Origin of the sequence: Streptomyces hokutonensis, from assembly GCF_000376565.1 — a bacterium.
Lineage (GTDB): Bacteria > Actinomycetota > Actinomycetes > Streptomycetales > Streptomycetaceae > Streptomyces > Streptomyces hokutonensis.
This window is the reverse complement of record NZ_BARG01000036.1, coordinates 17,655-41,696: the sequence shown is the minus strand read 5'-3', so window position 1 is coordinate 41,696 and position 24,042 is coordinate 17,655. Positions and strand designations below refer to the sequence as shown.

20 protein-coding genes, 3 tRNA genes and 1 pseudogene are annotated in these 24,042 nt (G+C 71.8%); 11 read left to right on the top strand and 13 right to left on the bottom strand.

All coding sequences use genetic code 11. The features are described 5' to 3' along the window. Positions 1-43 precede the first annotated feature (43 nt). Positions 44-2,729 (top strand): annotated as a pseudogene (locus SSP08S_RS55660) (ATP-binding protein). Positions 2,730-3,145: 416 nt separating this feature from the next. On the opposite strand, the gene pcaDC reads toward SSP08S_RS55660, so the two are convergent. From pcaDC to SSP08S_RS21845, 7 genes are read right to left on the bottom strand one after another with little or no spacing between them, the layout of a single operon-like run. Next, complete coding sequence (gene pcaDC / locus SSP08S_RS21875; protein ID WP_019069766.1) at positions 3,146-4,264, bottom strand: bifunctional 3-oxoadipate enol-lactonase/4-carboxymuconolactone decarboxylase PcaDC; 1,119 nt, start codon at positions 4,262-4,264, stop codon at positions 3,146-3,148. After that, the gene (pcaB, locus tag SSP08S_RS21870) at positions 4,261-5,595 is read right to left on the bottom strand and encodes a 3-carboxy-cis,cis-muconate cycloisomerase (RefSeq protein ID WP_019069765.1); all 1,335 of its coding nucleotides are present in this window, start codon (positions 5,593-5,595) and stop codon (positions 4,261-4,263) included. Before pcaB ends, pcaDC begins: the two co-directional genes overlap by 4 nt. Next, positions 5,592-6,197: a protocatechuate 3,4-dioxygenase subunit alpha gene (pcaG, locus tag SSP08S_RS21865; protein WP_019069764.1), complete on the bottom strand. Its 606-nt coding sequence runs from the start codon at positions 6,195-6,197 to the stop codon at positions 5,592-5,594. The genes pcaB and pcaG overlap by 4 nt, the downstream gene beginning before the upstream one ends. Positions 6,198-6,203: 6 nt before the next feature. Continuing rightward, positions 6,204-6,977, bottom strand: a complete 774-nt coding sequence (pcaH, locus tag SSP08S_RS21860) for a protocatechuate 3,4-dioxygenase subunit beta (RefSeq protein ID WP_019069763.1) — start codon at positions 6,975-6,977, stop codon at positions 6,204-6,206. 9 nt (positions 6,978-6,986) lie between these two features. After that, entirely contained in the window at positions 6,987-8,189 is a 1,203-nt protein-coding gene (locus tag SSP08S_RS21855) for a thiolase family protein (RefSeq protein ID WP_019069762.1), read from the bottom strand. Further along, positions 8,186-8,830 carry a CoA transferase subunit B gene (locus tag SSP08S_RS21850; RefSeq protein ID WP_019069761.1) on the bottom strand — a complete coding sequence of 215 codons (645 nt, stop codon included), beginning with the start codon at positions 8,828-8,830 and terminating at the stop codon, positions 8,186-8,188. Before SSP08S_RS21850 ends, SSP08S_RS21855 begins: the two co-directional genes overlap by 4 nt. Further along, the gene (locus SSP08S_RS21845) at positions 8,830-9,585 is read right to left on the bottom strand and encodes a CoA transferase subunit A (protein ID WP_019069760.1); all 756 of its coding nucleotides are present in this window, start codon (positions 9,583-9,585) and stop codon (positions 8,830-8,832) included. The genes SSP08S_RS21850 and SSP08S_RS21845 overlap by 1 nt, the downstream gene beginning before the upstream one ends. 234 nt (positions 9,586-9,819) lie before the next feature. Here SSP08S_RS21845 and SSP08S_RS21840 point away from each other — a divergent pair, with 234 nt between their 5' ends. Continuing rightward, on the top strand, positions 9,820-10,284 hold the full coding sequence (locus tag SSP08S_RS21840; protein ID WP_019069759.1) for a MarR family winged helix-turn-helix transcriptional regulator: 465 nt from the start codon (positions 9,820-9,822) through the stop codon (positions 10,282-10,284). Between the two features lie 17 nt (positions 10,285-10,301). Here SSP08S_RS21840 and SSP08S_RS21835 read toward each other — a convergent pair whose 3' ends face one another. Both SSP08S_RS21835 and SSP08S_RS21830 read right to left on the bottom strand, forming a co-directional pair. Continuing rightward, a complete protein-coding gene (locus SSP08S_RS21835) occupies positions 10,302-11,297 on the bottom strand; it encodes a DUF3048 domain-containing protein (RefSeq protein WP_019069758.1) in 996 nt (331 codons plus the stop codon). Between the two features lie 126 nt (positions 11,298-11,423). Continuing rightward, positions 11,424-12,494: an ATP-dependent DNA ligase gene (locus tag SSP08S_RS21830; RefSeq protein WP_019069757.1), complete on the bottom strand. Its 1,071-nt coding sequence runs from the start codon at positions 12,492-12,494 to the stop codon at positions 11,424-11,426. Between the two features lie 75 nt (positions 12,495-12,569). Here SSP08S_RS21830 and ligD point away from each other — a divergent pair, with 75 nt between their 5' ends. From ligD to SSP08S_RS21815, 3 genes are all read left to right on the top strand, one after another. After that, a complete protein-coding gene (gene ligD / locus SSP08S_RS21825) occupies positions 12,570-13,592 on the top strand; it encodes a non-homologous end-joining DNA ligase (RefSeq protein WP_019069756.1) in 1,023 nt (340 codons plus the stop codon). Between the two features lie 4 nt (positions 13,593-13,596). After that, on the top strand, positions 13,597-14,484 hold the full coding sequence (locus SSP08S_RS21820) for an NAD(P)-binding domain-containing protein (RefSeq protein WP_019069755.1): 888 nt from the start codon (positions 13,597-13,599) through the stop codon (positions 14,482-14,484). Positions 14,485-14,573: 89 nt separating this feature from the next. Further along, positions 14,574-15,620, top strand: coding sequence for a LacI family DNA-binding transcriptional regulator (locus tag SSP08S_RS21815; RefSeq protein WP_019069754.1), 1,047 nt, complete (start codon positions 14,574-14,576; stop codon positions 15,618-15,620). A gap of 21 nt (positions 15,621-15,641) precedes the next feature. Here SSP08S_RS21815 and SSP08S_RS21810 read toward each other — a convergent pair whose 3' ends face one another. Next, positions 15,642-16,433: a VOC family protein gene (locus tag SSP08S_RS21810; RefSeq protein WP_019069753.1), complete on the bottom strand. Its 792-nt coding sequence runs from the start codon at positions 16,431-16,433 to the stop codon at positions 15,642-15,644. Between the two features lie 288 nt (positions 16,434-16,721). On the opposite strand from SSP08S_RS21810, the gene SSP08S_RS21805 reads away from it, so the two are divergent. The 5 genes from SSP08S_RS21805 (at position 16,722) to SSP08S_RS21790 (ending at position 19,788) form a co-directional block, all read left to right on the top strand. Beyond that, a complete protein-coding gene (locus tag SSP08S_RS21805) occupies positions 16,722-16,967 on the top strand; it encodes a WhiB family transcriptional regulator (protein WP_019069752.1) in 246 nt (81 codons plus the stop codon). 64 nt (positions 16,968-17,031) lie between these two features. Continuing rightward, positions 17,032-17,104 (top strand) — tRNA-OTHER (locus SSP08S_RS61780). Between the two features lie 10 nt (positions 17,105-17,114). Continuing rightward, positions 17,115-17,186, top strand: a tRNA-Glu gene (locus SSP08S_RS21800). A gap of 29 nt (positions 17,187-17,215) precedes the next feature. Next, a complete protein-coding gene (locus tag SSP08S_RS21795) occupies positions 17,216-18,568 on the top strand; it encodes an SDR family NAD(P)-dependent oxidoreductase (protein WP_019069751.1) in 1,353 nt (450 codons plus the stop codon). After that, entirely contained in the window at positions 18,565-19,788 is a 1,224-nt protein-coding gene (locus SSP08S_RS21790; RefSeq protein ID WP_245607932.1) for a leucine-rich repeat domain-containing protein, read from the top strand. The genes SSP08S_RS21795 and SSP08S_RS21790 overlap by 4 nt, the downstream gene beginning before the upstream one ends. Here the strand turns inward: SSP08S_RS21790 and SSP08S_RS21785 are convergent. Together SSP08S_RS21785 and SSP08S_RS21780 are read right to left on the bottom strand one after the other, a co-directional pair. After that, complete coding sequence (locus SSP08S_RS21785; RefSeq protein ID WP_019069749.1) at positions 19,766-21,592, bottom strand: MoxR family ATPase; 1,827 nt, start codon at positions 21,590-21,592, stop codon at positions 19,766-19,768. The two genes, SSP08S_RS21790 and SSP08S_RS21785, sit on opposite strands and share 23 nt — an antisense overlap. Then, positions 21,593-22,996: a DUF2201 family putative metallopeptidase gene (locus SSP08S_RS21780; RefSeq protein ID WP_026178719.1), complete on the bottom strand. Its 1,404-nt coding sequence runs from the start codon at positions 22,994-22,996 to the stop codon at positions 21,593-21,595. It abuts the gene before it with no gap. Between the two features lie 91 nt (positions 22,997-23,087). On the opposite strand from SSP08S_RS21780, the gene SSP08S_RS21775 reads away from it, so the two are divergent. After that, positions 23,088-23,163, top strand: a tRNA-Trp gene (locus SSP08S_RS21775). Positions 23,164-23,177: 14 nt separating this feature from the next. On the opposite strand, the gene SSP08S_RS21770 is transcribed toward SSP08S_RS21775, so the two are convergent. Next, positions 23,178-24,026 carry a hypothetical protein gene (locus tag SSP08S_RS21770; RefSeq protein WP_019069747.1) on the bottom strand — a complete coding sequence of 283 codons (849 nt, stop codon included), beginning with the start codon at positions 24,024-24,026 and terminating at the stop codon, positions 23,178-23,180. Between the last annotated feature and the right edge of the window lie 16 nt (positions 24,027-24,042).

Sequence of the window (24,042 nt, the reverse complement as noted above, 5' to 3'; positions counted from 1 at the left end):
TCGAGATCTGTACGTCGTTCGGCCTACTCGGGGAGGAATCGGGATGACGGAGGACCGGCCCCCGGAGGCCACCTCGGCCTCCCTGTGGGAGCGCGACGAAGAGGTCGCCGGTGTCGTGGAGGCGATCGAGGCCCTGTGCGCGGACCAGTCGTCCTCGGGCAGTCTGCTGGTCGTCCGGGGCGAGGCGGGGTTCGGGAAGACCGCGCTGCTGGCGGAGACCCGCCGTATCGCCGAGGAGCGCAACTGCGTGGTCTGGCAGGCCCGCGGCGGCGAGACCCTCAAGTCCGTCCCCTTCAACGTCGTACGGCAGCTGCTGCAGCCCGCCCTGCTCTCGCTGATGCCCGAGGAGGCGCGCGAGTACCTCGGCGACTGGTACGACATCGCGGGCCCCGCCCTCGGCATCGCCGAACCCGGCGAACGGCAGGCCGACCCGCAGGGCGTGTGCGACGGCCTGGTCGCCGCCGTACGCAGGCTCGCCAAACGCGAGTGGCCCCTCGTCCTGCTGATCGACGACGCCCACTGGGCCGACCAGGAGACCCTGCGCTGGCTCGCCGCGTTCGCCGAGCGACTCGACGACCTGTCCGTCCTCGTCGTGGTCGCCCGCAGGCCCGGCGAGATCACCGGCGAGCGCGGCCGGTACCTGGACGCGATCGCCGCCCTCACCGGCCACCCCGTCGCCCAGCTGAGCGCTCTGACCCCGCCGGCGACCGCGGGCCTCACCCGCGCCACCGTCGGCCCGCACGCCGACGACGCGTTCTGCCGCGAGGTGTGGGCGGTCACCGGCGGAAACCCGTACGAGACCGTCGAACTCCTCGCCAAGGTGCAGGACAGCCAACTCGCCCCGGTCGAGGGCTCGGCCGCCGAACTCCGCGCCCTGAACCGCTCCTCGCGCGGCGGCGGACTCGTCGCCCGCCTCGACGGCCTCGGCACCGAGGCCACCCGGTTCGCCTGGGCCGCCGCCATCCTCGGCACCGGCATCTCCGTGAAACTGGTCGCCCGGCTCGCCACCATCACCGGCGACGAGGCGGACCGCTGCGCCGAACTCCTGCGCAGCGAACGCATCCTCACCGCCCCCCGACCCCGCCGCCTCCCAGGGCGACGTCGGCGAGCTCGAGTTCGTCCACCCGCTGATCGCCAGCGCCGTCTACGACTCCATCCCGGGCGGCTGGCGTACGGCCATGCACGGCATCGCCGCCCAGGTCGTCACCGACTCCGGGCGCGGCGCCGCGGCCGCCTCACGGCACCTCCTCCAGGTACACCCGGAGGAGGACCAGGAACTCGTCGAGCAGCTGCGCGAGGCCGCCAGGGAACACCTCTCCATCGGCGCGCCCGACGCCGCCCGCCGCTGTCTGGAGCGCGCCCTGGTGGAGCCGCCGCTCGCCGAGACCCACGCGAGCGTGCTCTACGAACTGGGCTGCGCCACCCTGCTCACCGCGCCCGCCACCACCATCGGCCACATCCAGAGCGCCCTCGCCATGCCCGGCCTCGACGGGCACGCGCGCGTGGACGCCGTCTTCCGGCTGTCCCAGGCGCTGACCCACAACAACCAGCTGGAGGAGGCCGTCCGCACCGTCGAGGCGGAGGCCGCCCGGCACGAACAGGGCACCGCCCGGATGCGGCTGCAGGCCGTGCAGTACATGTGGGAGGGCATCCACGCCGGCGAGGGCACCTCCCCGGGACGCTCCGAGCGGCTCGCCGAACTCGCCGCCACCTGCACCGGCCGCGACAACTCCGAGCGCGCCCTGTTCATCCTGCGCGGCTTCGACGCCATGACCCACGGCGAGAACGCCGAGGAGGTCGTCGAGGTCTGCGACCGCGCCCTCGTCAACGGACGGCTCGCCCCGGGCCTCGGCTGGACCGACACCGAGTGGGGCCTCGAGATCCTCATGATGCTGGCCAGCGCCTACGCCTACACGGACCGCCTGGACCGCGCGGAGAGCCTCTACAACGAAGCGCTGCGCGCCTACGAGACGGCCGGCTGGAGCGGCGGCCACCTCTCGCTGGCGCACGCCTATCTCGGCCTCGGCCTGCGCAGGCGCGGCCGGCTCCGGGAGGCGGAGATCTCGCTGCGCGAGTCCCTGCGGCTGGCCGAGCGGGTCGGCCGCGGACTGCCCCTGTACTGGTCGGCGACCTGCAACCTGGTCGACACGCTGCTTGCCCGCGGCCATGTCGAGGAGGCCTGGGCGATCGCCGAACAGTACGGCTTCGCACCGCCGTACCCGTCCACCATCGTGCTGCCCGATCCCCGCTGTGTGCGCGGCCGGCTCCTGATCGCCGTCGGCCGGACCAAGGAAGGCATCAACGAACTGGAAGAGGCCGGGAAGGCCGCGAGCGCACGCAGCCACCACAACCCGGTCCTGGTCCCGTGGGCCGTCGACCTCGCCCGGGCCCTCGCCGTCGAGGACCCGACCCGCGCCGCCCAGCTCGCCTCCGACGCCCGCCGCCGCGCCGAACGCTTCGGCACGGACACGGCCATCGGCGAGGCCCTGCGGTGCGCTGCCGCGCTGGAGACCGGTCAGCGCGCGGTTCGGCTGGCCGCCCAGGCGGTCGCCTACCTGGAGTCCTCGCCCTGCCAGTACGAGCATGCTGCGGCGCGGGTGGAGTACGGGATCGCTGCGCGGTCGGTGGCGGAGATCAACAGGGGTCTGACACTGGCGCGTTCGTGCGGCGCGGACGGCCTCGCTACGCAGGCGAGGGAGGTCTTGGAGACGGGGCGGGGATTGCGGTGAGTCGTCTTTCGGCTGCGGGCCGGTGGGGGCTGGTCGCGCAGTTCCCCGCGCCCCTAAAAGCACACGCTGGCCCAAGTTTTTAGGTGCCCGACGAAATCCGCGCTCCTTAAAGACACAGGCTGGCCCAAGTTTTTAGGTGCGCGAGGAAGTCCGCGTTCCTTAAAGACACAGGCTGGCCCAAGTTTTTAGGCGTCAGAGGAAATCTGCGTTCCTTAAAGACACAGGCTGGCCCATGTCTTTAGGCGCGCGGGGAAGTCCGCGCTCCTTAAAAACGCGGGCCGACCCATGTCTTTAGGCGCGCGGGGAAATCCGCGCTCCTTAAAAACGCGGGCCGACCCACGTCTTTAGGGGCGCGGGGAACTGCGCGACCAGCCACGACGCAGCCGCACCCGACTCACAACGCCACCCCCACCCCCTCAGTCGCCGTCTTCCTCCAACACCCGCTGCGCCACGGCGAACGCCGAGTTCGCCGCAGGCACCCCGCAATACACCGCACTCTGCAACAGCACAGCCCCGATCTCCTCCGCCGTCAGCCCATTGCGTCGAGCCGCCCGCACATGCATCGCCAGTTCGTCGTAGTGCCCGTGTGCGATCAACGCCGTCAGCGTGACCATGCTCCGCTCGCGCCGCGACAACGTGGTGTCGGTCCAGATCTCCCCCCACGCGTACCGCGAGATGAAGTCCTGATAGCGCGCGGTGAACGGCGTCTGCCGGGCCTGCGCCCGGTCCACGTGCTCGTCGCCGAGTACTTCGCGCCGTACCGCCATTCCCCGCCTCGCACCCCCGTCCAGGTGCGCGCGCAGCGCCGTGAGGACGGCCTCCGGGCACTGCGCGGGCGCCAGATGCGAGGCGCCCGGAATCTCGACCAGGGCCGCGCCCGCCACCGCGTCGGCGATCTCCCGCAGATGCGCCGGCGGCGTCGCCGGATCCTCACGCCCCGCGATCACCAGCGTGCGCGCACCGATCTCGGAGAGCCGCGACCGCAGGTCGAACGCGGCCAGCGCGTCACAGCACGCGGCGTACGCGGCCGGGTCGGCGGCCCGCTGGTCGGCCACCAGCTCCGGCACGGTGAACCCGGGCGTGAACCAACGGGAGTCGGCGTTGTCGGCCAGCCAGCCCAGCCCCTCGCTCCGTACTCGCGCGGCCCGTTCCTCCCACGGCTTCGCCCCGTTGAAGTGCGCCGAGGAACAGATGACGGCGAGCGACGACACCCGCTCCGGGTGGTGCACAGCCAGGTGCAGTCCGACCGCCCCGCCCAACGACACGCCCGCGTAGGCGAATTGGCCGATCCCGAGCGAGTCGGCGAGCGCGAGCACCAGATCGGCGAGGTCACCGACGGTCGCCCCGGGGCCGATCGGATCCGGTGCCGAACCACCGTGTCCCGGCAGGTCCCAGCGGATCACCCGGTGGGTGATGGACAGTTCGGGCGCGACCTTGTCCCAGAGCGCGTACGACGTACCCAGCGAGGGCCCGAGCAGCAGCGGGGGAGCGGAAGTGGGTCCCTCGGCACGGAAGTTGAGCAGCTTCTCGGTCAACGTCGCTCCAGCGCACGGTCGGTGAGGGCTCCGGCGGAACCCGTGTAGCGGGCGGGGTCGGTGAGTGCGGAGAGATCGAGGTCCTTCAACTCGGGCTCCTCGGCGAGCAGTTCCGCCAGCGGACGGTCCTCCGTGTACGTCCGCCGCGCGGCCTCCGTGAGCAGCTCCTTCGCCCGGGCCCGCCCGAGCAACGGTGCCAGCTCGGCGGACAGCCGCTCGGAGACGATCAACCCGTGGGTGACATCGAGGTGTTCACGCATCACATCCGGGTGCACCCGCAGCCCCTCGACAAGTTCGACGGCATCGCGCGCCGCACCGCCGACCAGCCGCAGCAATGCGCGCAACGGCTCCCACTCGGCGTGCCAGGCCCCGGCCGGCCGCTCGTCCTCGGCGACCAACGAGCCGTACAGGACGGCCGCGAGCTGCGGTGCCTGCCGTGCGGCGGCGGCGATCAGTGTGGACCGTACGGGATTCGCCTTGTGCGGCATGGCCGACGAACCCCCGCCGCTGCCTTCCGAGACCTCGGCGATCTCGGTGCGGCCCAGGACGAGCACATCGGCGGCGAGCTTGCCCAGCGCGCCCGCCGTGAAGGCCAGGCACCCGGCGAGATCGGCGATCGGCGTGCGCAGTGTGTGCCAGGGCAACAGCGGTGCGGCCAGGCCGAGTTCAAGCGCGTACGCCTCCGGCAGCGCGAGCGGGTCCTCGGCGCCGTATGCCGAGAAAGCCGCCAATGTGCCTGCAGCGCCACCGAGTTGGACGGGCAGCCGGTCCCGCACCACCCGCACCCGGTCCCGTGCGTCGAGCACCAGCGACCGCCATCCGGCGGCCTTCAGACCGAAGGTCGTCGGTACGGCGTGCTGGGTGAGTGTGCGGCCCGGCAGCGCGGTGTCGCGGTGGGCGGCGGCCAGCCCCGCCAGCGCGACCTCCGTACGCGTGAGGTCGGCCAGGACCAGGTCCAGGGTGCGGGCGGCGACCAGCATCGTCGCGGTGTCCATGATGTCCTGGCTGGTCGCGCCCCGGTGGACGTAGGGGCCGTACTCCGTGCCGACCGCCTTCGTCAGATCGGCGACCAGCGGGATCACCGGGTTGCCGCCGCCGCGGGCGCGCTCCGCGAGGGACCGTACGTCGAAGCGGGCCACGTCGGCCGCGGCCGTCACCGCCGTCGCGGCCTCGGCGGGGGCGAGGCCCAGCGCCGCCTGGGCGCGGGTGAGCGCGGCCTCCGCGTCGAGCAGCGCTCGTAGGTACGCGGTGTCGCCGGTCGCGGACGCGGCGGGGGAGCCGGTCCACCCGGGGGCGAGCAGGCCGGTGTCCGACGGGTCGGCAAAAGTCACTGGAACTCCAGGAAGACCGTCTCGCCTTCGCCTTGAAGGCGGATGTCGAAACGGTAGGTGCCCCGGCCGTCGTCCTGCGCGATCAGCGTGTCGCGCCGCGCCGGGTCCAGCCCGGACAGCAGCGGGTCACCGGCGAGTGCGGCCTCGTCGCCCGGGAGGTAGATCCGGGTGAAGAGGTGTACCAGCAGCCCGCGCGCGAACACGCACGCGCTGAGGTACGGGGCGTTCTGCCCGCGCGCGCCGGGGCGCAGTGTCCGTGCGTACCAGTGGCCGTTGGCGTCCGTCTGGATGCGGCCCCAGCCGGTGAACTCCACGCCGTTGCGGCCGAGATAGCCGCCGCTGGCCGGGTCGCGCCGGATCGAGCCGTCGGTCGTGGACAGATTGCCCTCGGGGTCCGGACCCCACAGCTCCACGAAGGCGTCCGGCAGCGGATTGCCCTCGCCGTCGTAGACGTATCCCTGGACGGTGATGGTGTCCGGGTGTCCGACCGGGGCGATGTCGCCGCCGCCGGGGAACGGGAGCGCGTAGCCGTAGAAGGGGCCGACCGTGTGCGACGGGGTCGGCAGCACGGACTCCGGGCGGCTCGTGTCGATCTTCGTCATGGCGGGTCAGCGTCCTTCTTCGATCCAGGTGGCGTGCGGGCCGTCGAGCACGATGTCCCAGTGGTAGCCCATCGAGAACTCGGGCACGGACAGACTGTGGTCGTAGGTCGCGACGAGGCGCTGCCGGGCCGCGTCGTCCGTCACCGACTGGATGATCGGGTCGTAGGGGAACAGCGGATCGCTCGGGAAGTACATCTGCGTCACGAGCCGTTGGGTGAACGCCGTGCCGAACATGGAGAAGTGGATGTGTGCCGGACGCCAGGCGTTGAGGTGGTTGCGCCAGGGGTAGGGGCCCGGCTGGATCGTGGTGAAGCGGTAGTTGCCCTCGTCGTCGGTCAACGTCCGCCCCACACCGGTGAAGTTGGGGTCGAGCGGGGCGTCGTGCTGCTCGCGCTGGTGCGCGTAGCGGCCGGCCGAGTTGGCCTGCCAGATCTCGACCAGCTGGCCGCGGATCGGCCGTCCGGACCGGTCCAACAGCCGTCCGGAGACGGTGATCCGCTCGCCGATCGGTTCCCCGTTGTGCTGGCGGGTCAGGTCGTTGTCGATCTCGGTGATGTCCCGCTCACCGAAGGCGGGGGAGGCGAGCTCCACCAGCTCCGGGTCCTTCGACACGTCGATGGTGACCGGCGGCTGTTTCGGGTGGCGCAGGAGTGAGGAGCGGTAGGGGGCGTAGTCGCGGCGCGGGTGGTGCTCGACCGGGGCGCCGTCCGCGATCCGCTTCTCGTACGTCGCGTGCTCGGCCGCTATTTCGAGGTCGATGTCGTGCTGGGTGAGAGCCATGGGGGGTTCCTACCGTTCGAGGACAAGGGCGAGGCCCTGGCCCACGCCGATGCAGAGGGTGGCGACACCAACTCCTGACCCTTTGCGGGCGAGTTGGTGGGCGACGGTGCCGGCGAGCCGGGCACCGGAGGCGCCGAGGGGGTGGCCCAATGCGATGGCACCACCCTGGGGGTTGAGGATCGCGGGGTCGAACTCCGGCCATTCCGCGACACATCCGAGCACCTGGGCGGCGAAGGCCTCGTTGAGTTCGAGGACCGACAGATCGTCAAATCCCTTGCCCGCCTTGGCGAGTGCGCGGTTCACGGCCTCGACGGGAGCGAGCCCGAAGTAGTCCGGGTCGAGCGCGTGCACACCGGTCGCCGAGACCCGGGCGAGGGGCTGACGGCCGGTGGCCCTGAGACCCTCCTCGTCGGTCAGCAGCAGCGCGGCGGCACCGTCGTTGAGCGGTGAGGCGTTGCCTGCGGTCACGGTCCCGTTCTCCGTGCGGAACGACGGCTTGAGCCTGGCCATCGCCGCCAGGGAGGCGTCCGGCCGTACGCATTCGTCGGCGGCGAAGGCGACCGGGTCGCCCTTGCGCTGCGGGACCGGGACGGCGGCGATCTCGCCGTCGAAGAGCCCCGCGGCCTGTGCGTCGGCCGCCTTCCTGTGGCTGGCGAGCGCGAACTCGTCCTGCTGCTCGCGGCTGATCTTGTGCTTGTCGGCGATCAGCTCGGCGCTCTCACCGAGCGGGATGGTCCACTGCGGGTTCATGGCCGGGTTGACCATGCGCCAGCCGAGCGTGGTCGAGTACAGCTCGGTGTGCCCTGCGGGGAAGGGGCGGTCCGACTTGGGCAGGACGTACGGCGCCCGGGTCATCGACTCCACCCCGCCCGCGACGGCGATGGAGGCGTCCCCGACCGCGATGGCGCGGGCCGCCTGGATCACCGCCTCCAGGCCGGAGGCGCACAGCCGGTTGACGGTCACGCCCGGCACGGAGGTGGGCAGACCCGCGAGGAGGCCGGCCATGCGGGCCACGTCGCGGTTCTCCTCCCCGGCGCCGTTGGCGTTGCCGAAGTAGACGTCCTCGACGCGGGCCGGGTCCAAGTCCGGGGTACGGGCGAGGAGTTCGCGGAGGGCGTGGGCCGCCAGGTCGTCGGGGCGGACCGAGGCGAGGCCTCCGCTGTACTTGCCGAACGGGGTGCGGACGGCGTCGACGATGTAGACGGTGTTCACAACAGGCCCTCCGTGATGGTCAGTTCGGCGTCGGTCCTGGCGACGATCTCCTCGACGGTCACACCGGGCGCGGTCTCGGTCAGCACCAGCCCCTCCGGCGTCACGTCGATCACACCGAGATCGGTGATGACCCGGTTCACGCACGCCTTCCCGGTGAGGGGCAGCGCGCACTCCTTGAGGATCTTCGGGGAGCCGTCCTTGGCCACATGGGTCATCACGACGATGACCGTGCGGGCGCCGTGGACGAGGTCCATCGCCCCGCCGATCCCGGTGATCAGCTTGCCGGGGATCGCCCAGTTCGCGAGGTCGCCCCCGGCCGACACCTGCATCGCGCCCAGCACGGCGACGTCTATGTGACCGCCCCGGATCATCCCGAAGGAGAGCGCGGAGTCGAAGAAGGAGGCGCCGGGCAGGACCGTCACGGTCTCCTTGCCTGCGTTGATCAGATCCGGGTCGACCTGGTCCTCGGTCGGATACGGGCCGGTGCCGAGGATGCCGTTCTCGGACTCGAGGATCACCTCGACGCCCGGCGGGAGGTAGTTGGGGATCAGGGTCGGCAGTCCGATGCCGAGATTGACGTACTGTCCGTCCTGAAGTTCGCGCGCCGCGCGGGCCGCCATCTGCTCGCGTGTCCAGGCCATCAGCTGCTCACCGTCCGCTGCTCGATCCGCTTGTCGGCGGCCTGTTCGGGGGTGAGGGCCACCACCCGCTGCACGAAGATCCCCGGCAGATGCACCGCGTCCGGGTCGATCGCGCCGGGCTCGACCAGCTCCTCGACCTCGGCGATCGTCACCCGGCCCGCCATGGCGGCGAGGGGGTTGAAGTTGCGGGTCGACCTGTTGAAGACGAGGTTGCCGTGCCGGTCGCCCTTCGCGGCCCGCACCAGGGCGAAGTCGGTGCGGATGCCGCGCTCCAGCACGTACTCGGTGCCGTCGAAGTCCCGTACCTCCTTCGGCGGGGAGGCGAGGGAGACGCCGCCGGAGCCGTCGTAGCGCCAGGGCAGTCCGCCCTCGGCGACCTGGGTGCCGACCCCCGCAGGGGTGTAGAAGGCGGGGATGCCCGCCCCGCCCGCGCGCAGCCGCTCCGCCAGGGTGCCCTGGGGGATCAGCTCGACCTCCAGTTCCCCGGCCAGGTACTGGCGGGCGAACTCCTTGTTGGCGCCGATGTAGGAGCCGGTCACCCGGGCGATCCGGCCGGCGGCCAGCAGCACGGCGAGGCCGGACTCCAGTGCCCCGCAGTTGTTGGAGACCACGCCCAGCGAGCCGACCCCGCGCTCGTACAGCGCCTGGATCAGCACGTTCGGTACACCGCTCAGCCCGAAGCCGCCGACGGCCAGTGTCGCTCCGTCCGGCACATCGGCCACTGCCTCCAGGGCGGTGGCGACCACCTTGTCCATCCGTGAAGCTCCGTCCCGTCCGAGCGCCCGGTCAGCAGTCCATGCGGTCAAGATCGCCGCAGTTCGTCAGGGCACTGAGCATTTCGGTGAAGTTTCCTTCACGCTGCCACTGCGGGGCCCTCGCGTCAAGACCTGAGAGAAGCCCCAGGTCGGCTCCGTGCACAGGTCTGGACTCGGCCCCAGGGTCCCCGGGTATCGTTCAGTGCACGGACGAATATGACTTCGGGAGGGCACATGGGCGCGGTGGATCTCACCATTCACCCCGGGCACCTCGCCCGGCGGCTCCAGCAGGCGCACTACCTGCTGTGGAACACGATGGTCTCCGAGGAGATCACCTCCCCGCAGTTCGCGGTGCTCAACGCGCTCGTCGCCGAACCGGGGCTCGACCAGCGCACGGTGGGCGAGCGGGTGGGCCTGGACCGGTCCACCGTCGCCGAGGTGATCAGCCGGCTGAGCGGCCGCGGCCTCCTCGACAAGGTACGTGACGCGCGCGACGGCCGCCGTTTCCTGCTCTGCCTCACCGACGACGGCCGGCGCGTCCACCGCAAGCTCGCCGTCCGCACCGCCCGGATGAACCAGGTCTTCCTGGCCCCGCTCTCCGCCGAGGAACAGGGCGTCTTCCTCGACCTCATCCAACGGGTCTCGGACGCGGCGGAGGGGCTCCGCAACCCCACGGAGCCCCTCGCCGCCCACCGCTGACGCTCGGGCCACTGCTGTCAGGCCTTCGCGAACACCACCCAGACCTGGCCCTTGGCGAAGTTCACGGGCGTGCCGTCGGAGGTGGTGAACTCCGTTCCGCCCGTCGCCTCCGGCCGCTTCCAGTCGACACTGAAGGTACGGCCGTCCCGCAGCACGTCCGCCTTCCCGGAGCCGACGGTCACGGTGTACGGCGTGTTGTTGCCGAGGACGTCGTGATAGACGGACTTCTGGATCTTCACGTACTGGACGACGACCGTCGCCGGGGCCAGCCGCTTGCCGGCGGTCGTCACGGTGGGCGTGCCGTCCTCGGTGACCAGCCAGCGGTGCCGCGACCCGGACCAGGTGAAGGTGAAGCGGGCCGCCGGATAGCGCACGGTGCGGGAGGTGGTGGTCTTTCCGCCCGCGGGAGCCGCGCCGTAGTGGAAACCGGTCGTCAGGGCCGCCGCGCCGGGGGCGGACGAGAGCAGTTTGTTCGGGCGCAGATAGAGGTTGTGCGGGGCGGACTTGTCGACACCCCGGTAGTAGGCGCTCGCCACCTCGTCGGGCGACGCGGACCGCAGCGGTGCCTTGTCGATCAGCGGCAGCAGCTTGTGCTGGGCCCCGGAGAAGGCGAGCGTCGGGTCGTCGAACTGGCGCAGCAGCTCCAGATCGGACACCCGGGCGCTGCGTACCGGTCCGACGGACTTGGGCAGCTTGGTGGCGAACACCGCCATCAGCCGGCTGAGTCCGCCCTCGACCTGCTCGGCGTAGACGATGTCCGCCGAGTCCAGGCCCGTCTGCGGCCGGGCCGCGGGCACGTTGTCGATCTTCACCGCGAGCACCGGACCGGCGGCGGGGGCGACCGAGCTCGGGCTCTCGGCCGGGCTCTGCGTGGGGGACTGGGTCTGTCCGCGTCCGTCGTCGACGGTGGCGCCGTGATGCGCCGTGCAGCCCACCGCGAGGGAGGCCGTCATCGTGGCGGCCAGCAGCGCCGCTCGTCTCGCGCCGCGACGCCGGGGCGCCTTCTGTCCCATGCCCACCGTTGCCACCAGTCTGTGTTTTCGATTGTGCGCTTATAAGTTCATTGGTGGCCATACCCGCTCGGTTGTGTTTGTGCGCGTCGAATGGGCCGATCGGCCCACCGGAAGATCCGGAAGGATTCAGTCCGGAGGTCTCAGGATCTCCGCGAGGTCGTAGCGGACCGGCTCCTCCAGCTGTGCGTAGGTGCAGCTCTCGGGCGTGCGGTCCGGGCGCCAGCGGCGGAAACGCGCCGTGTGCCGGAAGCGCGCGCCGTTCTCCATGTGGTCGTACGCCACCTCGGCCACCCGCTCCGGCCGCAGCGGCACCCAGGAGAGGTCCTTCTTGCCCGACCAGCGGCTCGGCGCCCCCGGCAGCCGTGCGCTCTCATGGGCGGCCTCCTCCGCCCAGGCCGCCCACGGATGTCCCGCGGGGTCGTCCATGCGCAGCGGCTCCAACTCCTCGATCAGCTCGGCGCGCCGCTTCATGGTGAAGGCGGCGGACACGCCCACGTGCTGCAGGGTGCCCCGGTCGTCGTGAAGACCGAGCAGGAGCGAACCCACCACGGGCCCGCTCTTGTGCAGGCGGTACCCGGCGACCACGACGTCCGCCGTCCGCTCGTGCTTGATCTTGAACATGGCGCGCTCGTCCTGGCGGTAGCGCAGATCCAGCGGCTTCGCCACGACACCGTCGAGCCCGGCCCCCTCGTACTGCTCGAACCACCGCCGCGCCACCTCGATGTCGGTGGTCGCGGGCGCGAGGTGCACAGGTGCGGTCACACCCGACAGCGCCCGGGCGAGGAGCGCCCTGCGGTCGGCGAGCGGCACGTCCACCAGCGACTCGTCGGCCAGGGCCAGCAGGTCGAAGGCGACGAAGGACGCCGGGGTCCGCCCGGCCAGCGTCCGCACCCGCGACTCGGCCGGGTGGATGCGCTCGGTCAGCGCGTCGAAGTCGAGCCGCCCCTCCCGCGCGATCACGATCTCCCCGTCCAGCACACAGCGCTGTGGCACCCGCTCCTTCAACGCCTCGACCAGCTCGGGAAAATACCTGGTCAACGGCTTTCCGGTACGGCTGCCCAGCTCGACCTCGGCGCCGTCGCGGAACACGATCGCCCGGAAGCCGTCCCACTTCGCCTCGTAGTGCATGCCCGGCGGAATCCTCGCCACCGACTTGGCGAGCATCGGCTTCACGGGCGGCATCACCGGCAGATCCATGGTTCCGATTCTGCGCTCGTACGTCGCTTGTCGCCCGGTGTGCGATGTCCGGGCGGCGGGCCTACCGTGGCTCGCATGGGCGAAGCGGTGGAACTGGAGGCGGGCGGCCGGACCGTACGGCTGTCCAGTCCCGACAAGATCTTCTTCCCGGAGCGCGGCTTCACCAAGCTGGACCTCGCCCGCTACTACCTCGCGGTCGGCCCCGGAATCCTGCGCGCCCTGCGCGACCGCCCCACCACCCTGGAGCGCTACCCGGACGGCGTCGAGGGCGAGAACTTCTTCCAGAAACGGGCGCCCAAGAACATGCCCGACTGGATTCCGCGCGCCCACATCACCTTCCCCAGCGGACGCAGCGCCGACGAGATGTGCCCCACCGAGGAGGCCGCCGTCCTGTGGGCCGCCCAGTACGGCACGCTCACCTTCCACCCCTGGCCGGTGCGCCGCGACGACGTCGACAGCCCCGACGAACTCCGCATCGACCTCGACCCGCAGCCCGGCACCGACTACGACGACGCCGTCCGCGCCGCCCACGAACTCCGTGCCGTACTCGACGAGTTCGGCGGTCTGAAGGGCTTCCCCAAGACCTCCGGCGGACGCGGCCTGCACGTCTTCGTCCCCATCGAACCCAACTGGACCTTCACCCAGGTCCGCCGCGCGGCCATCGCCGTCGGCCGCGAACTGGAACGCCGGATGCCCGAGCAGGTGACGATCAAGTGGTGGAAGGAGGAGCGCGGCGAACGCATCTTCGTCGACTACAACCAGACCGCCCGCGACCGCACCATCGCCTCCGCCTACTCCGTACGACCCCGCCCGCACGCCCCCGTCTCGGCCCCGCTGAGCTGGGACGAGGTGGGTACCGCGCACCCCCGTGACTTCGACCTGGCGACCATGCCGGCCCGTTTCGCCGAACTCGGCGACGTGCACGCCGACATGGACGACCACCGCTACTCCCTCGACGCCCTCCTCGAACTCGCGCGCCGCGACGAACACGACCACGGGCTAGGCGATCTGCCGTATCCGCCGGAGTACCCGAAGATGCCGGGGGAGCCCAAGCGGGTGCAGCCGAGCCGTGCGAAGAAGGATCCCGAGGGATCCTGACGGGATGCCCCGCCTGCTGACGCGAGGGGACCTCGACGCCCTCTTCGAACCCGCGGCCTGCCTAGCCGCGCTGCGGCACGGCTTCCTCACCACGGGGGCGGCCACGGCGGTTCCGGTTCAACGGGCGCGCACGGAACCGCCGTTGTTCCCCGGTACCGCCACCGCTTCCCTCCACGTGGTGAAGTGCGCGGGGGCCGGGTCGGGGAGCGTGATGTGCCTGCGCGACGGCACGAACGGGGAGTTGCTCGCCCTCCTCGACGCGGCGACGGTGACCGCCTGGCGGACCGGACTGGCGGCGGCCCTCGGCACCCACGTTCTCGCGCACCCGGCGGAGGACGCGGTGGTGGGCGTGATCGGAGCCGGTGCGCAGGCCGAGTCGATGCTCCGGGGGCTGGACGTCCTGCGGCCGTACGGTCAACTCCTCGTCCACGACACGGACTTCGACCGCGCGACCGACCTCGCCCTACGGAACGGCGGCAAGGTGCTGGGCTCGGCGACGGAGGTGGCCTCGGCCGCCGACATCGTGCTCCTCGCGACCTGGTCCCGCACCCCACCGCTGTCCCTCGCGGACACCCGTGCGGGCCAGCACTTCACCAGCCTCGCCGCCGACGAACCCGGCAGGTGGGAACTGGCCGCCGATCTGCTCGACGCGGCGCTCGTCGTCGTGGACGATCGCCGACTGGTCGCGTCCGTAGACGCGTTGGCAGCGTCCGACATCGACACGACACTCGGCGACGTACTGCGCGGCGACCATCCGGGCCGCACCGAAGCCACCGCCCGCTCCGTGTACGCCCCCCTCGGCCTGCCCTGGCAGGACCTGGCACTCGCCTGGCTGGCGTACCGGCGGGCGGAGGGGGACGGGGTCGGGCGGCGGGTGAATCTGCTGGGGTGAACCATGGGATCTTGTCGAGTTGGGAGCGCTCTCACCGTCCGCTTCGCCCGCGGCTATCCTGATCCGCAGCATCGAGGAGGGGTCCAGAAGTGACCGAGACAGCACCGCGCCCCACGTTGGAGGCCGTGGCCGCGCGGGCGGGGGTGTCGCGGGCCACCGTGTCCCGGGTGGTCAACGGCGGGGACGGGGTGCGGGAATCGCTCGTCGAACGGGTCCGGCAGGCCGTGGAGGAACTCGGCTACGTCCCCAACCAGGCCGCCCGCTCCCTGGTGACCAGGCGGCACGACGCCATCGCCGTGGTGATCGCCGAACCGGAGACCCGGGTCTTCGCCGACCCCTTCTTCGCCATGCAACTGAGGGGTATCAGCAAGGAGTTGACGGCTCACGACTCCCAACTCGTGCTGCTCCTCACGGAGGGCCGTGCCGACCACGCCCGCGTCGGCCGCTATCTCGCCGGCGGACATGTGGACGGCGCGCTCGTCTTCTCCCTCCACCTCGACGACCCGCTGCCCGGACTGATCCAACGGGCCGGTGTCCCCACGGTGTTCGGCGGCCGGCCCTCCTGGAGCGAGGGAACCCGCGCGACCGGGCCCACCGTGTACGTCGACTGCGACAACCGGGGCGGTGCCCGCGAGGCCGTACGCCATCTCGTCGCGCTCGGCCGCACCCGGATCGCGCACATCACCGGCGCCCTCGACCAGACGTCCGCGGTGGACCGGCTCGACGGGTTCCGGGACGTCATGGTCGACGCCGACCCCCGGCTGATCGTGGAGAGCGACTTCACCCCGGGCGGCGGTGAGCGCGCCATGCGGGAACTCCTCGACCGCTGCCCCGACGTGGACGCCGTGTTCGCCGCCAACGACCTCACCGCCTACGGCGCCATGAAGGTGCTGCGCGAGGAGGGGCTGCGGGTGCCCGAGGACGTGGCCGTGATCGGCTTCGACGACATGCTGCCGGTCGCCGAGCAGACCGAGCCGCCGCTCACGACGGTCCGTCAGGACATAGAGGAGATGGGCCGGTTGATGGCCCGCCTGCTGCTGCGCGGCCTCGACCGCCGGGCCACCAGCGAGGGCGTCGGAGGCGCGCCGTCCAGTGTGATCCTGCCGACCACACTGGTCCGCCGCGCCTCCGCGTAGGCCTGCCCCCGGGACGCGCCGTCAGCTCTGCGGCGGCTCGCTCCTGATGACGGCGAAGCGGGCGCCGTGCGGGTCGGTGAGCTGGGCCATACGGCCGACGCCCTCCATGGTGGCGGCGGGCACGGCGACCTTGCCGCCGCTCTCCACCGCCTTGGCCACGGTGGCGTCCACGTCGGCGACCTCGAAGTAGGCCAGCCAGTACGCCCCCGAGGCCGCGCCGTTCGCGTCGAAGTCGAGCGGGACGACACCCCCGAACATCGCCTCCTCACCGGCACCCGCCGGGTTGAGACAGGTGTAGTCACCGCCGGGCATGGGCGCGGCCGAGGTCTCCAGGCCGAGCGAGGAGTGGTAGAAGGCGGCGGCCGCGGCGACGTCCGGTGTGTAGAGCTCCACCCAGGTCAGCGAACCGGGGTCGCCCGCCACGTCGACACCCTTGGTCCGGCCCGGCTGCCAGATGCCGAACGCGGCGCCCGCCGGGTCCCTCAGGACCGCCATGTGCCCCTCGCCCATCACGTCCATCGGCTGGAACAGGACCGCGCCGTGCGCCTGCTCCACCGCCTTGGCCGTGGCCTCCGCGTCCGGGCTCTGGAAGTACACGGTCCACGCGGACGAGTCGTGCTCCGGGGGCAGTGGCATACCGCCAGCGACCGTTTTGCCGTCGAGTTGGAAGAAGCCGTAGCCGCCGGCCTCGGGTCCCGCGGACTGGAACTGCCAGCCGAAGAGACCGCCGTAGAAGGAGATGGCGCCGTCGATGTCGGGCGAGCCGACGTCCAGCCAGTTGGGAGCGCCGTTGACGAAACGGGTGGTGAGCATCTTTGCCCTCCTCATTGAAGGGTCCCGTACTTGAGGGGGCCCGTTCTCTGCACTGCCGAGTCTTGCACCGCCCACTGACAATCGCTGCCGGTGCGGCGTGGTGAGTCGGCTCGACCGATTTGTTCACCCTCGGTGACCGCGGAAGTTCTCCGTGTTTTCTTCCGGTTCCGCGCGCCGCCGTGCGCCGGTTCGGGCGCGGCGCCACCATCGGGGTGGCCGGAGGCCTCGGAGCGCGGCGTTGATCCCGCGTTGATCGAACGTTTTTCACCGCACTGCACGCTTCTGGTCATGCACATCGACACGATCACCGCGCCCGACCTGGACTGGCAGCAGGAGGCGTTGTGCGCGCAGACCGGGGCGGACTTCTTCTTCCCCGAGCCCGGCAGCTCCGTCCGGGAGGCCAAACGCATCTGCGGCATGTGCCCCATCCGCTCCGTCTGCCTGGAGTACGCCCTCGACAACGACGAACGCTTCGGCGTGTGGGGCGGCCTCTCGGAGAAGGAGCGCCTGGAGCTTAGACGCTCCTCGCGCTGACGGGTACCGGGGCGTTTATCGATGCCGCTCGCCTGGGGGCGTGCGGTTAGGATCCGGGGGCGCACCCGGGCGTAGCGCAGAGGCAGGCGCACGTCGTGCTCTGACGAATCACATCGGTTCGAATCCGATCCCCGGGCTGCGTTCGCGGGCCCTGTAGAGCAGAGGCAGACTCGCCGCCCTCTCACGGCGGATACGTCGGTTCGAATCCGGCCGGGGCCCACTTCGGAGTACGGCCGGGGCGGGAATCGATGACTGACGAGGGCGGGATCACCGAGGCGGAACTCGCGGCCTTCCACCACGTGGTGGGCAGGCTGCGGGAGTTGCCCGTCGACGATCCGGTGCGCCTGCGCGCGGAGCAGGTCGCCGCGTCCTTCGCCCGGGACGGACGGCTGCGGCGCCGCAAGGCGCGTGGTGCCGAGATGTCCGCGGCCGACTCGGCGGCGATGGCCGCGACGGCGACGGGGGCGGTGGACCGGCGCGAGGACGCTCCGCTGGCTCCGACGGGCGAGCTTGCCCAGGCGGACGCAGAGGGTGAGTACCGCAAGCCGCGCGGTTGCTATGTCTGCAAGTCGCCCTATCGACAGGTGGATTCCTTCTACCACCGGCTGTGCCCCGAGTGCGCCGCCGACAACACCGCCCGCCGTGCGCTGAGCACGGATCTGAGCGGGCGCCGGGTGCTGCTCACCGGCGGGCGGGTGAAGATCGGTTTCCAACTGGCCCTGATGATGCTGCGGGACGGCGCGGAGGTGCAGGTCACCTCACGGTTCCCGCACGACGCCGTGCGCCGCTTCCGCGCGGAGCCCGGCAGCGAGAAGTGGCTCGACCGACTGACCGTGCTCGCGGTGGACCTCCGCGACCCGCGCCAGGTCCTCGGCCTGTGCGAGGAGTTGCGGCAGACCGGCGAACCCCTGGACATCCTCGTCAACAACGCCGCCCAGACCGTACGGCGGCCCCCGCGGTCGTACGCCCTGCTGGCCGCCGGTGAGCGCGACGCACTGCCCGAAGGGGCCCGGCAGGCACCGGGGTTCACACCGATGCGGATGCTCGCGGGCGGGGCCTCGGCGCTGCCCGTCGCCCTGCGCGAGGCCGACGAGGCCGGACTGCTGCCCGACCCGTCCCCGGAGAACTCCTGGTCGGCACGGCTCGGCGCCCTCGACCCGGCCGAGGTCCTGGAGACCCAGCTCGTCAACGCGCTCGCCCCCGCCCTGCTGTGCGACCGGCTGCTGCCGCTGCTGCTCGCGTCACCGCATCCGCGCCGGTACGTCGTCAACGTGACCGCCGTAGAGGGCCGGTTCGCCGTCCGCAACAAGACGGCCGGGCACCCGCACACCAACATGGCCAAGGCCGCGCTCAACATGCTCACCCGCACCAGCGCCGCCGAACTCGCCGAACAGGGCGTCCACATGTGCGCCGTCGACACGGGCTGGATCACCGACGAGAACCCCGCCCCCAAGAAGAGCCGCATCGCCGGGTCCGGCTTCCGCACCCCGCTGGACATCGTGGACGGCGCGGCCCGCGTCTACGACCCGATCGTGCGCGGCGAGTCGGGGGACCCGGTGTCCGGGGTGTTCCTCAAGGACTATCGGGAGGCGGCGTGGTGAGCGGGGACACGGAGGACACGGGCGAGGTCGGCTTCGCCGGTGTGGTGTACGTCCCGCCGCGCCCGGCCGCCGAACTCGGGCCGCTGCTCGACTGGTTGCGGGCCGGGAGGCCGGCCGGCGAGCGGTTGGACTTCACTGTGGGGACGGCGCTGCCGGACGGGCGGCTCGATCTGTGCAAACAGGGGCTGGGCGCGGAGGGCGCCGCACGCGTCGCCGAGGCACTGGCCCAAGGACCGTCGCCCGTACGGCACTTGCTGCTCGGTACGGACGGGCTCGGCGACGAGGGTGCCGAGGCCGTGGCCGCCGGGAGCGGTGAGGTCGAGACGCTCTACCTGGGCTGCAACGGGATCACGGCCGGTGGTGCCTGCCGGATCGCCGACCGGTTGCGTGCCTCGCCGCAGGTCGTGACCGGTGTGTGGCTCAAGCGCAATCCGCTGGGCAGCGGCGGTGGGCGGGCGGGGGCCGAACTCATCGAGTCCGCGCGGTCGTTGCGCACACTGGACCTGGTGCAGACGGGGCTCGACCCGGCGGGCACGACCGTCCTCGCGGACGCGTTGCTGGCCGCCGCCGGCAACGGGCGCCGTATCGAGCGGCTCTTCGTCGGCGGCAACCCGCTGGGCGCGGAGGGCGCCGTGCCCCTCGCCGCCGTTGTCGCCGAGGGCGCGATCGACGAACTCTACGTGTCCGCCGCCCAGTTGGGCGACGCGGGCGCCCTCCGACTGGCCGACGCCCTGGAGCGGGCGCCGTACGGGCGGCTCACGCGGCTGTCCGTCGCCAGCAACGGCATCGGGCCGGCAGCCGCGGCACGGCTGGTGACGGCGGCCACCGCGGCCGGGGTCGGTCTGCTGGACCTCGGCCGGGTCCGGGCGGCGGGTGTGCTGGGCGCGGCCGACAACCACGTCGATCTGTCCGCCGCCGAGACCATCGCCCACACTCTCGTGGCCGCCGAGCACCGTCTCACCCACCTCGTGCTGTCCCACACCGGGATGCGCAGCCGCGAGGCCCACCGCCTCCTCGACACGGCACCCCGCGCCATCACCCCCACCCGCTTCGTCCTCGGCCACGGCATCGCCGCCAGCATCAAACGCCGCCTGGAGACCTTCACCGCCCACCTCCCGGCACCGGCGCTCGCCCCCGACGTGGCCGCCGTACGCAGCGTGCACCGCACGGCGCGCCCCGGGGAGGGCGAGCACGGGGTCAGCGACGGGCCATCCCGGTGAATATGTCGGTCCAGAACCGCTGTTGCTGGGCCGACGCCCCCACCAGATATGTCGCCCGGAGCTTCGCCGGGAGCAGGGCGACCATGCGGGCCACCACCGCGCGGTGCTTCTTCAGCTGGGACAGCTCCGCGTTGGCGAGGATCTGGTGGACCACGTCACTGTCGTCGCCGCCCTCGTCGGTGTGGTCGGCGGCGCGGCGCAGCCGGGCCTCCCACTGGTCCGCGTCGCGGGCCAGTTCGCGCAGGCCGGTGACCGTGCGGCCCTTGAAGCGGTCGATCAGGGCGGTGAGCGGCACGGGCGCGTACTCGCCGTCGCCGAGGTAGACCGTCGCCATCTCCAGCGGCAGCCCCTTGCGGTGCAGCTTGATGAGCCGCTCCAGGGTGCGTTTGGTGATCCAGGCGCGGCCGTCGTCGTCGATGTCGTGCTTCCACCACTCCAGCACCGTCTCGGCGTCCGCGCCGTACCGCGCGAGCAGCCACTCGTTGGCCGGGATGTCCTCCGGCTCCACCGTCAGCGAGGCCGTGAACCGGGTCGCCTGGGCGATGTTGTTCCGCGAGACCAGCAACTTGCGGCCGAGGTGGTACGGCGGGTTCTGGACGGCGATCTGCGCCCGCAGGTTCTCGATGCGGCGGCCCGCGAGGGACCACTCCTGGGTGATCTCCATGAGCTTGGCGAACGCGGCCTTGTCCTTGGGGCGGTTGTACTCGTCCCAGACGATCGCCTTGGGGTCCGGCCCGGTGAAGTTCGCGGCCAGCAGATTGCCCAGGGTGCCGTCCGGCGACGGGATCGGGGCGCACAGGTCCTCGACGTTCGTCACCGGCAGCGAGAAGTACAGCGGCTCCCGGCCCAGGCCCGCGCGGACCGTCTCCCGGACCAGCTCCGTCTTGCCGCAGCCGGGCGGCCCTTGCAGCAGCACCGTCCAGCGGTTGCGCAGCGCGGCCCGCACCACCTGCCGTACCGGGTCGGGGACCGTGGCCGGGTTGGGCACGCCGAGGGCCTGGGCGAGGCGGTCGAGGATCTCCGCCGTGCGGTTCTGCCCGGGCTTGCCGTCGGGGCCCGGCTCGGCCAGCCGCAGCCGCTCGCCGTCGATCAGGGGCAGGCCCCAGCGGAGCGGGAAACCCTCCTTCGCGTTGGCCAGGACATGGTCCAGCGTGCGCGGGGACAGCAGCTCGCGCAGCGCGGGGGAGAGCGACGCCCACACGGCGAACACCGGATTCAGGTCCCAGGGGCGGTACTTGGCGGCCAGATGCCGGCGCCAGGACGTGTCGTTCGCCGTGATCCGCATCGTGACCATGCGGTCGAGCAGCGCGAGGTCGCCGCGCCGGGCCGAGGTCTCGGTCAGCGACTCGTTGTCCGTGAGGAAGACACCGACACAGCCCAGCGCCCGCAGATCGTGCTCGCCGAGCGTCCAGTTGCAGGCGATCTGCATCAGCTGCGACTGGATCGTGTCGCCCGCCTGGAGCGAGTCGTCGATGAGCAGCACGAACGGCGTGCCCGGCTTCAACTGGCTCATCACCAGCTGCCGCAGCACCAGTTCGCCGGTGCCCGGGTCCCGTACCGGCGCGTTGATCAGCAGGTCGTCCGGTGTCAGGTTCGCCGCCGGGACGTACACCAGCGCGGTGCCCGGGTGGGCGCGGGCGATGTGGGAGAAGAACGTCGCCGTCTTGCCGATGCCGTGCTCGCCGAAGATCTGCCCGGTCTGCCCCAGGTCGATCATCGCGTCGATGAAGGACTCCAGACGCGACGGCTCACGCCGGTCGCGCCCGGCCGCCGGGGTCGTCGACTGTCCTGTATCCGTGCTCATCTACCGCGATCCTGTCGTGACGCGATGGCAGTCCATCGCGGGGGTGTGCGTCTCGGGCCACTCACTGCCGCCCTCGGTGATCAGCCAGATCCACTTGTCCGGCTCGGCGGGTGCGATCGGCGGCGCGTACCCGTCGGTGAGCATCACGACCGCGTCCGGGGTGACGTCGAACCGGCGGCCGTTCACCTCCGTGCGCCCCTCCACGTAGTCCGCGACCGCCTGGAAGCTCGTGCCGCCACCGCCGTAGACCCTCTCGCCGGGCTTGAACGGCACGACCACGGCGTCGAAGGACAGCCAGTGGGCCTCGACTCCGTCGATGCGGCCGACGAGTTCGGTGAGCCAGGTGATCACGTGCTGGGGCATCGAGCCCGAGGTGTCGTAGGCGATGACCAGGACCTTGTCGCGGACCGGGCCGCGCCGGGAGAGCATCGGGTCCTGGCCGAGGGCCGCGAGCAGGGCGCCGCGCTTCTTCGGGTACACCAGCCGCTCGCCGTCGCGCAGCTTAGAGCCGAGGACGTCGACCAGCCAGCGCTGCCACCAGTGGACCGCACGCGTGCGTGCCGTCTCGCCGCGCAGGACGCCGGCGCCCAGGTTCCCCCAGATCCGGGCGGCCCGCGCGGAACCGTCCTCCGTACGACCCATCAGGTCGAGCAACTCCCGCTCCGCGCCCGCGTGTCCGCGCCGCGCCGCCAGCAGGGAGTTCAGCAGCGCGGACGAGGCCACCGCGTCCACCGTCTCCTGGTCGGCCGGTACACCGCCGTCCAGCAGGTGCACGCACAGCCGCCGCTCCGGGACCGGAGGATGCGCCATGCGCTTGAGCTCGCCGTAGACCTTCATGTCGGTCGCGACGAACTCCTCGTAGGGGACGGGCTCCAGGCCGTGCGCGGTGAGGTCGTCCTGGTACAGGCCGTGGATCTTCCGGGGGTCGATGCCCGTCGGGCGGCCGTCCAGGAGGGGCAGCTCGGGGCGGCCGAGCCGGACCAGGGCGACATGGTTGATGGAGACCTCGGCGGCCAGCTCGAACACCGGGTCCTCGCGCAGCTCGGGATCGGCGAACAGGTGCCGCTGCACCAGGTGCCGGGCCTCGTGGAAGAGCACGAACTTCACGCCGTCCAGGCCGAGTCCGACGAAGAAGTCCGGGTTGAAGAGCAGCAGGCAGGAGCCGTCGCCGGAGGCGACCACGGCCGCGGTGTCCACCGCGGTGGTCGGGATCTGGTGATGGCACTTCGCGTACAGCCAGGACGCCACCGCCGACTCGGTCAGCCCGAAGTCCAGCAGCGCGGCCTCCTTCAGCCGCCGCGCCTCCGCGACCTTCGCCGGGTCGGCCGGCCGGTACCGATCCAGCGCCCTGCGGTCGGCGAGATCGACCACAGGGGTACGCCGACCCCGCTCCCCGTACGCCATCCCACGCCCCCCGCGCCGCAGTTCCCCCGATGGCTCATTGGTACCAGGCCCCACTGACATCGGGCCAAGGCATTACGCTCTGGCCCCAAGGGCGGGGTCGTAGCGCAGAGGCAGACGCACCGGTCTCCAGAACCGGGGCACGCTGGTTCGAATCCAGCCGCCCCGCCCCCCTCGGCCCGGCTCAGGCGATCGCGGCCGCCGTCACCACCAGCTCCGCCGCGTTCCCCTGGAACGTGTCGATCAGCTGCGCCAGCACCGCCCAGGCGTCCTCGCGGTCGGCCAAGTGGTCGCGCACCAGCGGCCGTAGCGCGTCCTCGGCCTCGCCCACGCGCGTGGGGAACAGCAGTTGACCTGTGGACAGCACGTTCAGCACGTGTGACGCGGGGCTCCAGGAGATCGCGTAGTCGGCGGGGCCGTCCAGCACTCCGGCCTGCTCGACCCGGTGGGTGAACTTGCGGTGCGTGCCGAACTGCGCGCGCAGCGCGGGCGGGCAGTCCGGGCGTATCGCCAGGGCCCAGCGCGCGTAGCCGGGCAGTGGGCGGTCCCGGTCCGCCTCGGTGACCGCCTGCCAGTCGGAGCGCCCCAGGACCATCGACGCGGCCGTCCGCGCGGCCTGCATGGAGGTGCCCTCGCGCAGGGCGCCGACCAGGCCGAAGCGGGTGAAGTCCTCGGGCACCGGCGGTTCCAGCTCCCGGCCCAGGCCCCCGACAACAGTCAACGGTCCCTCGCCGGCGGGACCGAACGGCACGCCCCGGACGATGGCACGCCGCATCGCGTTGTCCGCCGACACGTGCCGCCAGACGCTGAGATTCAGTTCCGGGTCGTCCTCCTCCAGCACCCACAGCAGCACGGAGGCCGGTACCGGCGTCCTCGTCCAGGACCACATCAGGACGTTGCGCCGTGCCTCGGCACTCCTGTCGTCCTCCGGCTCCGGCAGCCCGATCCGCCGCCGCACCCGCTCGGCGTCCCCGCCGTCGATCAGGCCCAGCAGGAAGTCGACGGCCGCCCCTGACGTGCTGTTCTCACGCATGGCCGCATGATGCCGC